Genomic DNA, 12,169 nt, shown 5'->3' with positions numbered 1-12,169 from the left:
GGCGACAACTTCAGAAAAGCGCAAATGCGCCAGAAGCCCTGACTAATCTGAAGCCGCGCTAGTCTGCTAGTGTCTGCAGTCTGGGCGTGTGGCCCGTGCAGGGAGGCAACGGTGACAAACTCGGAAGTCTCCAACGACCCACCGGGCAAACCGCCATCCGATGATGAGCAGCCGGACAAGGCGGCATCCGATAAGGAGCAACCGGGGAAGCCGCCATCCGATCGCAATTTAAAGATTCGCTTACGGGCACGATTGCAGTTGATCGGCGGCGCGCTCGCCTCGATTGCCGCCGTCGGTGCGGTCGCGGGCGGCCTCGTCGGCTACTGGACTGTTTGGAAGACGTTCCGCACAGACGTGTTCCCGGAAAGCCAAAAAACGCAGAAGGCGGCTACGGCCCGGCCTGACATTGCTCCCCGTTTGTCTCTCGTTGTCCTGCCATTCGCAAACCTCAACAACGATGCAGAGCAGGACTATTTCGCCGACGGCATTACGACCGATCTGACGACCGACCTCGCGCAAATGCCCGATACATTCGTGATCGGGCGCGGGACGGCTTTCACCTATAAGAATAAGCAGGCCGATCTCAAGACGCTCGGCAAGGACCTTGGTATCCGATGGGCGGTACAGGGCGCTGTGCAACGGGCCGGAGATCGGGTCCGGATGAATGTGTCGCTTGCCGAACTTTCGACCGGTCGCGACGTTTGGTCGGATCGTTTTGACGGCGATCGGACAAATCTCGCTGCCTTGCAGGAGCAGGTCACGGCGCGGCTCGCCCGCTCTCTCAACATTGAACTCATCCAGGCCGAAAGCCGGCGGAGCCTGATGGACCAGCCAACGAATCCAGATGCCATGGATTTCAGCATGCGCGGCTGGGCGAAGGTCTATCAGCCCCAGAGCCAGGTTTCGAACGCGGAGGCAAACGATTTGTTCGACAGCGCGCTGCGCCTCGATCCAAACAACATTGACGCAATGCTCGGGAAAGCGTGGTGCATAACCAGTGGCGTGCTCAACGGATGGTCAACATCCGTGGTCGAGGACAAAAAGACCGCGACCAGACTAATTGATCAAGTTCTTGCAAAACGCCCGGCGACTGCAAAAGCGCGCGTAGCCATGGGAAGCATTTTAAGTTACGGAAATCCCGATAACGCGCTATCTGAATTCGACGCAGCTTTGGAAATCGACCCTAATTCGCCAGTTGCGTACGCATCAAAAGGAATCGCACTTATCGCTGCGGGACGCGCGCGCGAAGCGTTTTCCCCAATTCAGATCGCTTTGCGGCTAAGCCCCAAAGATCCGGCCGCTGGCGTTTGGCACTTCTTCCTCTGTCATGCCCACGCGCATTTGCACCAATACAACGAAGCCGTTGAGGAATGCAGGCGCGCGATAAATCTGAACAAACTAAACTGGTTGCCATATGTGGATCTGCTTTCAGCTTATGGAGCCACAGGACAATTGGAAATGGCCCAGCAAATGCTAGCCGAATTGAATACGATCCGGCCGGATTTTACCGTCAATTGGTTCCAGCAAATAGGCTATGCCCGTTCGAGCAATCCGCAGTATCGTAGTGAGTACGACGACATCGTCGATGGGCTGAGGAAGGCAGGCGTTCGGGAGAAATGAGGTGATAACCAGATAGCTGCATTTCATTGCTTCGTGACAAGGATAAAGACGACAAGGTCTCGTTTCTCGTTCTGACCCGCGTCTGTTAGCCAGATGTCGGTTCGTAGGGGTAAGCACGCCCCAGGTCCGCTTGTGGCCCATCAGATAAATGATGACACCCCGTCATTGACGTCCGCTCTATTTCAAGCGCCGTCCACGTGCGAAAACCTCGGAGGGAAGTTCTCCGAACATTTTCCGGAAGTCGTTGGCGAAATGACCTAAATTGGCGAAGCCACATTTGAAGGCGATTTGAGAGACGGAGGTTCTCGGATTTCCTTCTAGGAGCATTTGCCTGGCTCGTCGGAGCCGAATGGACTTTGCAAATTGCATCGGTGAATATCCGCGATACCTCTTGAAAGCCGCATAAAGGCTACGAATGCTGGTGTTCGTTTGTGACGCCAACTCCTCGATGACAACAGCACGTGCCCAATTTGCTTCAATGTATTCTTCGGCCGAGCGGACTATGAGAGGCGCTGGCTCGGTGGCGGGGCTCTCCAATAATTCGGTGTAGTTGTGCCTCTGAGCCGAGAGGAACGTCATGACTAGCGCTTGCTCGAGTTCGATCAGCGTCGGAGTAGGTAACTGCGCTGCCGTTGAATTCAGCTGGTCAGCCAAGAAAATTGTGAGCTGGCGCAACAGATGAGCTGCAGGCTGCTTCAGCGGCGCGGTGGGGTGAAACAACAGCGTCCCACGAGGTGGGACTCCCAGAAGCGCTGTCAACGCCTTCTCCAGCGCACTTGTTTTTATACGAAGGACGAGCTGCTCAAACCCGGCTCCGAAGACGATGGTAGCCGGCTGCCTTGGCGGGGTAATGCCGGAGTGGTGCTCGTCCACGGCCAGCGTCGTGGCGCCCAAAACGACGCCCGCTTTGCCCTTAAGGCCGACTTGTAGTCTTGCAAAATCGCCCTCGGGAAATTCGACGACCGTTTCGGCAGCATACCCGCAAAAACCGAGCCCGATGTGGGGCAACACAAGGTAATTAGCCACCCCTTCGAAATCGATTGAATCCGCGACAGCAAATCCGGTTGCCCCATAGACCGTACGAAGCGCATCTCTCATCTCTTCCGGATCGCGCGTCCGGACGACCGGAGAGCGGCTGAGCGGGTAATCGATTTCATCCATTGTTAAAAAACTGAAGCAAAATAATGCATTTCGCACTGATCTGGATCAAGACATGCTTCGATGCCGGAATTGAGTAATGTTTGCAGAATTTGGCCATGAGAAATCGTTGTGCCAGCACAAGAGGTGAGACATGCTGCCACAATCGATGGCGGCGCTCAAACTCACCACAAGATCCGACTTCGTATCGCGACGAGTTCTACAAAGGCGCTGCCTGCGTTCGCAGCGGGGACTAGGAATGCCACCGATGCTGCTGAGATAGTTCAACCGGACAGCTTTCAATGACCTAACTATACTATTTTCATTTCGTCCGTTGGCAGCGGGCTATGGCCGCCGCCCTTGGCTTTCCCCAAGCTGCACCGAACGAAAACTGACCGTCGCATTTTCGGCGGTCCACTTCTTTCTCGGATTCGCAGGGAATAGCTCAATGAGCGCCTGGCGCTGCGAAACCTGAGTACGCTTTGCAGGATTCGAACTTGGATGGCTGTTCGCCTGTCGCGCGAACTAGCTTAGCGTCTTTGTGCCCCAAAAAGGAGAAATGACGTGAGCCATGCGATAAGCGATGCCTCCCTGGCCACTCAAAATGTCAGACACTTTAGAGAATTCTTGAGCAGGGAAAGGCGTCCGGAAAGGCGCAGCGAAATACTCGAATTGCTTGCAGCTGAGCTGGCCAAGCTTCCCGAATCTTCACAGCGGGTCGAATTGATCAGGACAGCGAAGTATTTGGTAACATGACGGGCAGGTCGCGCGGTCGACCGCATATCCTCCCGGCGCAAGATCATCGACTTTCAAGGCTACGACGTCGCAGCCGCGCAGCTTGCTGTCGATGGCGACGCTGAACAGCCACCATTTAAGTCGGGCAACTACGTAGGTCGGGCTGAATTTGCGCCTGATCAAACCGGCGTGGCTCTCCGTCTACTTAACTTGCGTTAAATACTTAGCGAGGCGACTGTGCTGGTGAATATCAACACGTATCGACGACCCGTCGACGGACACCTCGCCGCTCTTACTGGTGAGCGGGTGCTTTGCAGCGAGTATAAATATCGCAAAGGGACCGAGATCTTCGGTGAGGGCGAAGAAGCCGAATATGTCTATCAAATCACCGCGGGAGCAGTTCGGACACACAAGCAGCTCGCAGACGGTCGTCGCCAGATCAATGCGTTTCATCTGCCGGGGGACATGTTCGGATTCGAGAATGGGAGCAGTCACCGCTTTACGGCCGAAGCCATCATCGAAACCAACGTTCGCATCATGAGACGCGGCAGCATCATCGAGGCAACTGAGATCCGGATCGGCGGCACGAAGAGGCTTCTGAGCATGGTCACGCAGAACCTCCAGCACGCAGAAGACCACCTGCTCCTGCTGGGACGAAAGACGGCGCCAGAACGGGTTGCCACGTTCCTCGTCGAGATGGACGCGCGACTGGGACACCCTCAGCTCATGACCCTCCCCATGAGCCGTCGCGACATTGCAGATTATCTCGGCCTTACGTTGGAGACTGTCTCGCGCGCGCTGTCCAGGCTTCGGGATCAAAAGTTGCTTCGCTTCGAGGGGACGACACAAAGACGGATCCAACTGCTTCGGCGCGAAGAACTCGCAGAGCTAGGCCCTTGAACTTACCCGCCCCAGCCGGAGGTGCGGCTGCCCTTGGCGCAGACGGGGCCGGATAGTCTCCATCGAAATCCTTGCAAATATCTCGATTGACGCGGCGCACCGCCTGTCGTTCGTGAATAGTAGCAATAGATCGTCCGATGCTAGGTCTGCTGTTGGCCCATCGCTTCCGTTGACGCGGCACAGCCGCATGTCCGTTCATAGGAGCAGACGGGAAGCTGGTAACCGAGCGCCAAATCGACGCTTTTGACCCGTTGCAGACATTCGGTGTCGCCGGTTATAAGAGCTTCGTGTTTAGCGTCTGAGCGTCGCTATGAATGAAAAGGTCGCGGAAGGCACCTGGTATTACGACGGTAACGTTCCGCGGCGCATTGCCGTTTATAGAAAAGAAGCACGTCTCGCGTCGTCGAGATTTAACCGCGATACCGACGAAGAGCCATCGTTAGACGAGACCCGACCGATACCGGAAACGAAGGACGGATACTTATACTATTGTCTGCTTACTAACTCAGGGGAACACCTCTCCCTCGCTGAGGCGAAGGCCTGGGCGGACGCCGAGCCGTGGGGTCCCGTGGAATGGGACTAACTCCAGGTTGTCACGTCCGTTGTTGGCCCATTGCGGACCATGCCCCAAAGCGCCGCAGCGTCCGCTTCCCGTGGATGACCCGACCAGGGCGATGCGAGCCAGGCAAGGCCTCCTTTGGCCCGGAACGGACCTCGCACCTTATTGCGGTTTTGCCAATGCAATGTCGAAAATGGGCAACCGAAGTGTTATCGAGCAATGAGATAAGAACCGACCATCGGTGATTAGAATGCTCGAACCTCTGACCGAACGCACGGTGATTATTGGAAACAGCGGGTCCGGAAAGAGCACGTTGGCCGAAGCCATCGCCAATCTAGCCCATATTCCTGCGATCGATCTCGATCTGCTGCACTGGGAAGAAGGCGGCTATGGCTTAAAGCGAAATGAGGACGTCGCGCGAAAGATGGTTCTCGATATTTCAGACCAGCCGCGCTGGATCATCGAAGGTGCATTTGGGTGGCTTGCTGAAGTCGCCCTTCCCAAAGCAACCGCTCTCATTTGGTTAGATTTTCCGTGGAGTCTTTGCCGTGCCGGGCTACTAGCTCGCGGTCTGCGGCGAGGAGCGACAAGTCACGACGCCACCGAACTGATGAAGTGGGCAGAGGCTTACTGGACTCGGCTGACACCATCCTCGTTTGCTGGCCATTCTAAGATGTTCAACGAGTTCTCTGGTGCCAAGTTGCGGCTGGAGAACCGAGAACAAGCTGCCCAATTGCTCAAAAACCTACGCGCCAACATGACCAATACGAACCTAAGGTTCTAGGCTTAAAGCGGTGAGGAGACGATAGCGTATCACGACGGCTCTTGGCCCTCCTGCGACATCCAGCGATGTCGTCCGCCGCACTGCTGTTGGCAGAGAAGCGGACATCGGGAGCGTCGCAGCGGGACGCTCCGTTCTAACGAGCATGCAGTGTCAGGCGCGCCTACTCCTCCTCGTCTTCGTCGTCTTCCTCATCTTCTTCCTCATCTTCTTCCACCTGCACGAGCACGGCCAGCGGCAGCGTCTCGCGGAACAGGTCGCCTTCCATGCCCATCCACAGGCACAGCACCTCGTCCGCCTTCACCTCCGCGACGGTCAGCGGCTGGCCGCCGGATTTCAGCATCACCACATCGCCGGCTTTCAATTCCATGGATTGTCCTTTCGGGTTGATCGGCCGTGAGGCTAACAGGCCGTCATGACATGCCGATCACGCCGGGTGCGCGTTCCGGGAGATTCGGCGGCCGCCTCGCGCTACGGTCTCAGCCCCGCTCTGCTCGTGGTCGGCTGGCACTGGTTGCTGATGCGGCTCACGCAGAAGCCTGTCCATCACAAGCCCCGCGACGATGACATCATGCCCCTGTTTTGCCCGACGGATCAAAGCGAATTTCGCTAAATCCGTAAGTCATTGATTTTGCAGCAGCCCGCTACTGTGCATGGGGTTGTTTTCGCAGTTCTTGTTTTGCCTGGTTACGCCTGGTCAGGTAGCAGCTCGCCGAGCGAGCGGATGATGCGGTCGGGCTTGACCGTCGAGCCTTCGGGCAGGCCGTCGCCATGCACGTCCATCCAGATCGAGTAGATGCCGAGACGCTGCGGCGTCACGACCTCCCATTCCAGGTTGTCGCCGATCATCCAGGTCTCCTCGGCGGTGACACCGAGCGCCTGCATGGCGTGCAGATAGGCGCGCTCCTCGGGCTTGCCAAAGCCGTGCTCGCCTTCGATCTGGATGTGGTGGAAGCGGTGCGCCAGCTCGAAGCGCTCGACCTTGGCGCGCTGCATGTCCGCGGCGCCGTTGGTGACCAGCGCGAGCTTGATGCCGAGCGCCTTGAACTGGTCGATCGCCTCATGCGCACCGGGAAACACGAACATCTCCTCCTCGCGATAGGCGGTGAAGCGGTCGGCGAGGCGAACGGCGAGATCGTCGGGCAGGGCGCGATGGCCGGCCGCCGCAAGCGCGGCAAAGCCGCCCTTGACCGTCAGGTGCCGCGCCTCAGCGAGCTTCATCCGCCACGCTGCTTCCGCGTTCGCCCAGAAGTCTCGCGCGAAAGCCAGCACCGCGGTTGCGACCTGGGCCGGCGGCAGCGGCGCAAGCTCCTCGGCAAACTCGTTCGCGATGGTGTTCCAGGCGATCTCCGGCCGGCCATAGGCCGACAGGATGGTGTCGTCCATGTCGATCAGCATGGCGCGCGGCAGCGGTCTCACGGCAAGCTTCATCGTCGTCATGGCCACTTCACCTCCGGAGGCAGCGACGACAGGATGGAGTCCACATTGCCGCCGGTCTTGAGTCCGAAGATGGTGCCCCGGTCGTAGAGCAGGTTGAACTCGACATAGCGGCCGCGCCGGATCAGTTGCTCCTCGCGATCCTCCGCGGTCCAGCTCGTCGCGAAATTGCGCCGCACGATCTCAGGATAGATCTTCAGGAAGGCGCGGCCGACGTCCTGGGTGAAGGCGAGGTCGGCGTCCCAGTCGCCGCTGTCGTGCCAGTCGTAGAAGATGCCGCCGATGCCGCGCGCCTCTTTCCGGTGCGGCAGGTAGAAATACTCATCGCACCACTTCTTGTACCTGTCGTAGTCGGCGACGCCATTCGGCTGCACGCAGGCCTGTTTCATCGCGGCATGGAAGGCGATCGTGTCGGCATCCTCCTGCGTCCGCCTTCGCTCCAGCACCGGCGTGAGGTCGGCGCCGCCACCGAACCAGGCCTTGGTGGTGACGACGAAGCGGGTGTTCATGTGCACGGCGGGCACGTTCGGATTGCGCAGATGCGCGATCAGCGAGATGCCGGAGGCCCAGAACTTCGGGTCTTCCGCGGCACCCGGAATCTGTGCGCGAAACTCGGGCGCGAACTCGCCGTGCACGGTCGAGCAGTGCACCCCGACCTTCTCGAACAGGCGGCCATGCATCATCGACATCACCCCGCCACCGCCGGCCGCGCCGGTATGATCGGTGCGCTCCCAGGGCGTGCGCTTGAAGCGGCCGGCTTCGCCGGGATAGAGGCTTTGCGGTGCGTCATCCTCGAGCCGCTCGAAGCTTTCGCAGATGTCGTCGCGCAATCGCTCGAACCAGGCGCGGGCGCGGGCCTTGCGGTCGTCCATCGTTGAGGCGTCCATCTGCATTCCCGGTCGCGTCCTATCTGATGCCGAGCGATTTGTGCGTCTGCACGCTGAGCCGCCATTGCGGATGGCGCAGGCAGTAGTCGATCGCCTGCGCGGTGTTCTTGATGACCTCGGGCCCATCCATCGGCTGCAGCGAGAAGCGCTCGAAGGCAAGGTCCTCGAAAGTCTCGGGCGCAGCCAGCGCCTGGGGATAGACCAGCTTCAGCTCGTGCCCCTGGCGGAGGACCAGCTCGCTGCCGCCCTTGGGGCTGACGCAGATCCAGTCGAGCCCCTCCGGCGCAGGGATCGTGCCATTGGTCTCGACGCCGATCTCGAAGCCGCGGGCGTGGAGCGCCTCGATCAGCTCGGCATCGACCTGGAGCAGCGGCTCGCCGCCGGTCAGCACCACGTAGCGATTGTCGCCTGAGGCGGTCCATTGCGCGGCAATGGTGTCCGCGAGTTCCGCGGCCGAAGCATAACGGCCGCCGAGGGTGCCATCGGTGCCGACGAAATCCGTGTCGCAGAACTTGCAGGTCGCATCCATGCGGTCGGCCTCGCGGCCGCTCCAGAGATTGCAGCCGGCAAAACGGCAGAACACGGACGCACGCCCGGCATGGGCGCCTTCGCCTTGCAGGGTCAGGAAGATTTCCTTGACCGCGTAACTCAATCGTCTCTCCTCAACCTGTCAGACTTGCGGGTTCCGGATCTGCCGCAGCGCCTCGCCTGCGGCCATGGCCGCGCTCATCGCCACATTGAGCGACCGCAGCCCCGCCTTGATCGGGATCACCAGCCGCGCATCGGCGGCCTCGACCACCGCGTCGGTGACGCCGGCGCTCTCGCGTCCGAATAGCAGGATGTCCGACCTCTGGTAATGAAAATCGCGGTAGTCGGTCGCAGCCTTGGTGGTGAACAGCAGCAGCCGGCAGCCCTGTGCCGCGCGCCAGTCCTCGAATTTCGACCAGGAGTCGTGGCGGGTCAGCCGGACATGGTCGAGGTAATCCATTCCCGCCCGGCGGAACAAGCGGTCGGAGACGGGAAAGCCGGCAGGTTCGATGATATGGGCGTCCATGCCCAGACAGGCGCAAAGCCTGAGAATCGTGCCGGTGTTCTGAGCGATGTCAGGCTGAAAAAGCGCTATCTGCATGGGCTGTGTCGGGGGTCGATGCGGGCGGGAATGTCTCAATAAAACATCGCCCGCCCGGGAATTCGTGCATGGCACGCTCCCACGCCGTTAGCGGGCTTGCGCTCGCCCGGCAAGGGTGCCAATAGAACGATTCTGGACTGCTGTTTCACCCGTTTAGAGGTGGACAAGCGAAGTTCTGCCGCCGCGGGGGGCCGCGGGCGCCGGCAGCCTTTCCGGGGACCTCATGGGCGCCCCTCGGAGCGGTTCCACCGGTAGCATAAGAAGAAAGGGTTGGAATCGTGACGACAGCGTCTTCGGCGGACCATCCGACACGCCGTGATTTCTTATTCGTTGCTACCGGGGCCTTCGCAGCAGTAGGGGGCGCGGCCGCGCTCTGGCCTTTTATCTCCCAAATGAATCCGGACGCTTCGACGATCGCCGCCGGTGCGCCGATCGAGGTCGATCTCAGCCCGATCGCCGAGGGCCAGGACATCAAGGTGTTCTGGCGCGGCAAGCCGATCTACATCAGCCACCGCACCAAGAAGCAGATCGAAGAGGCGCGCGCCGTCAACGTGGCGAGCCTGCCCGATCCACAGACCGACGAGGCCCGCGTCAAGTCCGGCCACGAGCAGTGGCTGGTCGTGATCGGCATCTGCACCCATCTCGGCTGCATCCCGATCGCTCATGAAGGCAATTACGACGGGTTCTTCTGCCCCTGCCATGGTTCGCAGTACGATACGTCCGGCCGCATCCGCCAGGGGCCCGCGCCCACGAACCTGGTAGTGCCGCCGTACCAGTTCGTTTCCGACACCAAAATCCAGATCGGCTGAACCTCGGACTTTCGTCCGAAGCTTCGCGTCGTCTCGTCGTACTATTTCCTCAGGATCGCATCATGAGCGGACCATCCGACTACCAGCCGAGCAATCCGGCCCTGCAATGGATCGAGCGGCGTCTGCCGATCTTTGGTCTCATCCACTCCTCCTTCGTCGCCTATCCCACCCCGCGCAACCTGAACTACTGGTGGACCTTCGGCGCCATCCTCTCCTTCATGCTGGGGATACAGATCCTGACCGGCGTGATCCTGGCGATGCACTACACGCCGAATGCCGACCTTGCCTTCAAGTCGGTCGAGCTGATCGTCCGCGACGTGAACTACGGCTGGCTGCTGCGCAACATGCACGCGGTCGGGGCCTCGATGTTCTTCGTCGCCGTCTACGTCCATATGTTCCGCGGCCTTTACTACGGGTCGTACAAGGAGCCGCGCGAGGTGTTGTGGATTCTCGGCGTCATCATCTACCTCCTGATGATGGCGACCGGCTTCATGGGCTACGTGCTGCCCTGGGGCCAGATGAGCTTCTGGGGCGCCACCGTCATCACCAATCTGTTCTCCGCCGTTCCCTATGTCGGCGAGAGCATCGTGACGCTGCTGTGGGGCGGCTATTCGGTCGGCAATCCGACGCTGAACCGCTTCTTCTCGCTGCACTATCTGCTGCCCTTCGTGATCGCGGGCGTCGTCGTGCTCCACGTCTGGGCGCTGCACGTCGCCGGTCAGAACAATCCCGACGGCGTCGAGCCGAAGACGGAAAAGGACACGGTGCCGTTCACGCCGCATGCCACCATCAAGGACATGTTCGGCGTCGCCTGCTTCCTGCTGCTGTACGCCTGGTTCATCTTCTACATGCCGAACTATCTCGGCGACGCCGACAACTACATTCCGGCGAACCCGGGCGTGACGCCGCCGCACATCGTGCCGGAATGGTATTACCTGCCGTTCTACGCGATCCTGCGCTCGATCCCGGACAAGCTCGCGGGCGTCATCGCGATGTTCGGGGCGATCATCATCCTGTGCTTCCTGCCCTGGCTCGACAACGCCAAGACCAGGTCGTCGAAATACCGTCCGCTTGCGAAGCAGTTCTTCTGGATCTTCGTCGCGGTCTGCATCCTGCTCGGCTATCTCGGTGCGCAGCCGCCGGAAGGCATCTACGTCGTTGCCGGCCGGGTCCTGACGTTCTGCTACTTCGCCTACTTCCTGATCGTGCTGCCGCTGCTCGCGCGTATCGAGAAGCCGCGGCCGGTGCCGAACTCGATCTCGGATGCAGTCCTGGCCAAGACCGGGAGCAGATCGACGCCGATGGTCTCGACCGCGATCGTGCTGGCGCTCGCGGGTTCGTTGTTCGCGGGCTCGATCGACAGCGCGAAAGCGTCTGAAGGCAGCGACACGCCGCCGGGCAACAAATGGTCGTTCTCGGGCCCTTTCGGTACGTTTGACCGCGGGGCGCTGCAGCGCGGCCTGAAGGTGTACAAGGAGGTGTGCTCCAGTTGCCACGGCTTGTCTTACGTCGCCTTCCGCAACCTCGCCGAGTCCGGCGGACCCGGCTATTCGGTGGCGCAGGCGTCGGCGTTTGCGTCCGAGTACAAGGTCAAGGACGGTCCGAACGATGCGGGTGACATGTTCGAGCGTCCGGGCCGGCCGGCGGACTATTTCCCCTCGCCATTCCCGAACGAGCAGGCTGCGCGTGCGGCGAACGGCGGTGCGGCACCGCCCGACCTGTCCCTGATCACCAAGGCGCGCTCCTACAAGCGCGGCTTCCCCTGGTTCATCTTCGACGTCTTCACCCAGTACCAGGAGCAGGGGCCTGACTACGTCACCGCGGTGCTCCAGGGGTATGAGGACAAGGTGCCTGAGGGCGTCACCATCCCGGAGGGATCCTACTACAACAGGTACTTCCCGGGCCACGCCATCAAGATGCCGAAGCCGCTCAGCGACGGCCAGGTGACCTATGACGACGGCTCGCCGACCACGGTCGCGCAGTACGCCAAGGACGTCACCACGTTCCTGATGTGGACTGCCGAACCGCACATGGAAGCGCGCAAGCGTCTCGGCTTCCAGGTCTTCGTGTTCCTGATCATCTTCGCGGGCCTGATGTATTTCACCAAGAAGAAGGTCTGGGCCGACTCGCACTGAGCGGCGCAAGACGAATGAGAAAAGAAAGAGCCCCCGCGAG

The 12,169-nt window shown here is 60.2% G+C and carries 11 protein-coding genes; 5 read left to right on the top strand and 6 right to left on the bottom strand.

Going from position 1 to position 12,169, the window contains the following annotated elements; all coding sequences use genetic code 11:
- The first annotated feature begins 111 nt into the window (after window positions 1–111).
- Entirely contained in the window at window positions 112–1,620 is a 1,509-nt protein-coding gene (locus ACM42_RS03760; RefSeq protein ID WP_271526659.1) for a tetratricopeptide repeat protein, read from the top strand.
- 177 nt (window positions 1,621–1,797) lie between these two features.
- Here ACM42_RS03760 and ACM42_RS03755 read toward each other — a convergent pair whose 3' ends face one another.
- Entirely contained in the window at window positions 1,798–2,781 is a 984-nt protein-coding gene (locus tag ACM42_RS03755; protein ID WP_271526658.1) for an AraC family transcriptional regulator, read from the bottom strand.
- A gap of 948 nt (window positions 2,782–3,729) precedes the next feature.
- On the opposite strand from ACM42_RS03755, the gene ACM42_RS03750 reads away from it, so the two are divergent.
- Entirely contained in the window at window positions 3,730–4,392 is a 663-nt protein-coding gene (locus ACM42_RS03750; protein WP_442868889.1) for a helix-turn-helix domain-containing protein, read from the top strand.
- An 809-nt stretch (window positions 4,393–5,201) separates the two neighbouring features.
- The gene (locus ACM42_RS03745; protein WP_271526657.1) at window positions 5,202–5,735 is read left to right on the top strand and encodes a hypothetical protein; all 534 of its coding nucleotides are present in this window, start codon (window positions 5,202–5,204) and stop codon (window positions 5,733–5,735) included.
- A gap of 160 nt (window positions 5,736–5,895) precedes the next feature.
- Here ACM42_RS03745 and ACM42_RS03740 read toward each other — a convergent pair whose 3' ends face one another.
- From ACM42_RS03740 to ACM42_RS03720, 5 genes are all read right to left on the bottom strand, one after another.
- Complete coding sequence (locus ACM42_RS03740) at window positions 5,896–6,102, bottom strand: YodC family protein (RefSeq protein ID WP_271526656.1); 207 nt, start codon at window positions 6,100–6,102, stop codon at window positions 5,896–5,898.
- A 317-nt stretch (window positions 6,103–6,419) separates the two neighbouring features.
- On the bottom strand, window positions 6,420–7,172 hold the full coding sequence (locus tag ACM42_RS03735) for an HAD family hydrolase (protein ID WP_271526655.1): 753 nt from the start codon (window positions 7,170–7,172) through the stop codon (window positions 6,420–6,422).
- Complete coding sequence (hemF, locus tag ACM42_RS03730; RefSeq protein WP_271526654.1) at window positions 7,169–8,056, bottom strand: oxygen-dependent coproporphyrinogen oxidase; 888 nt, start codon at window positions 8,054–8,056, stop codon at window positions 7,169–7,171. The genes ACM42_RS03735 and hemF overlap by 4 nt, the downstream gene beginning before the upstream one ends.
- A 19-nt stretch (window positions 8,057–8,075) precedes the next feature.
- A complete protein-coding gene (gene queE, locus ACM42_RS03725; RefSeq protein ID WP_271526653.1) occupies window positions 8,076–8,708 on the bottom strand; it encodes a 7-carboxy-7-deazaguanine synthase in 633 nt (210 codons plus the stop codon).
- Between the two features lie 18 nt (window positions 8,709–8,726).
- On the bottom strand, window positions 8,727–9,185 hold the full coding sequence (locus ACM42_RS03720; RefSeq protein ID WP_271526652.1) for a tRNA (cytidine(34)-2'-O)-methyltransferase: 459 nt from the start codon (window positions 9,183–9,185) through the stop codon (window positions 8,727–8,729).
- Between the two features lie 278 nt (window positions 9,186–9,463).
- On the opposite strand from ACM42_RS03720, the gene petA reads away from it, so the two are divergent.
- On the top strand, window positions 9,464–9,994 hold the full coding sequence (petA, locus tag ACM42_RS03715; RefSeq protein ID WP_028179384.1) for a ubiquinol-cytochrome c reductase iron-sulfur subunit: 531 nt from the start codon (window positions 9,464–9,466) through the stop codon (window positions 9,992–9,994).
- Window positions 9,995–10,056: 62 nt separating this feature from the next.
- Window positions 10,057–12,129: a cytochrome b/c1 gene (gene fbcH, locus ACM42_RS03710; protein ID WP_271526651.1), complete on the top strand. Its 2,073-nt coding sequence runs from the start codon at window positions 10,057–10,059 to the stop codon at window positions 12,127–12,129.
- Window positions 12,130–12,169 lie beyond the last annotated feature (40 nt).

The sequence above is a fragment of the Bradyrhizobium sp. CCBAU 25338 genome (genome assembly GCF_028128965.1).
In the GTDB taxonomy this organism is placed as follows: domain Bacteria; phylum Pseudomonadota; class Alphaproteobacteria; order Rhizobiales; family Xanthobacteraceae; genus Bradyrhizobium; species Bradyrhizobium liaoningense.
The sequence above is the reverse complement of the archived record's forward strand: the minus strand, read 5'-3'. Positions and strand labels throughout refer to the sequence as shown.

Bases quoted from the DNA above. Each gene is read 5' to 3' on its own strand.
- ACM42_RS03755 (WP_271526658.1), bottom strand. From the start codon at position 2,781: ATGGATGAAATCGATTACCCGCTCAGCCGCTCTCCGGTCGTCCGGACG.
- ACM42_RS03745 (WP_271526657.1), top strand. From the start codon at position 5,202: ATGCTCGAACCTCTGACCGAACGCACGGTGATTATTGGAAACAGCGGG.
- ACM42_RS03740 (WP_271526656.1), bottom strand. From the start codon at position 6,102: ATGGAATTGAAAGCCGGCGATGTGGTGATGCTGAAATCCGGCGGCCAG.
- ACM42_RS03735 (WP_271526655.1), bottom strand. From the start codon at position 7,172: ATGACGACGATGAAGCTTGCCGTGAGACCGCTGCCGCGCGCCATGCTG.
- hemF (WP_271526654.1), bottom strand. From the start codon at position 8,056: ATGGACGCCTCAACGATGGACGACCGCAAGGCCCGCGCCCGCGCCTGG.
- ACM42_RS03720 (WP_271526652.1), bottom strand. From the start codon at position 9,185: ATGCAGATAGCGCTTTTTCAGCCTGACATCGCTCAGAACACCGGCACG.
- fbcH (WP_271526651.1), top strand. From the start codon at position 10,057: ATGAGCGGACCATCCGACTACCAGCCGAGCAATCCGGCCCTGCAATGG.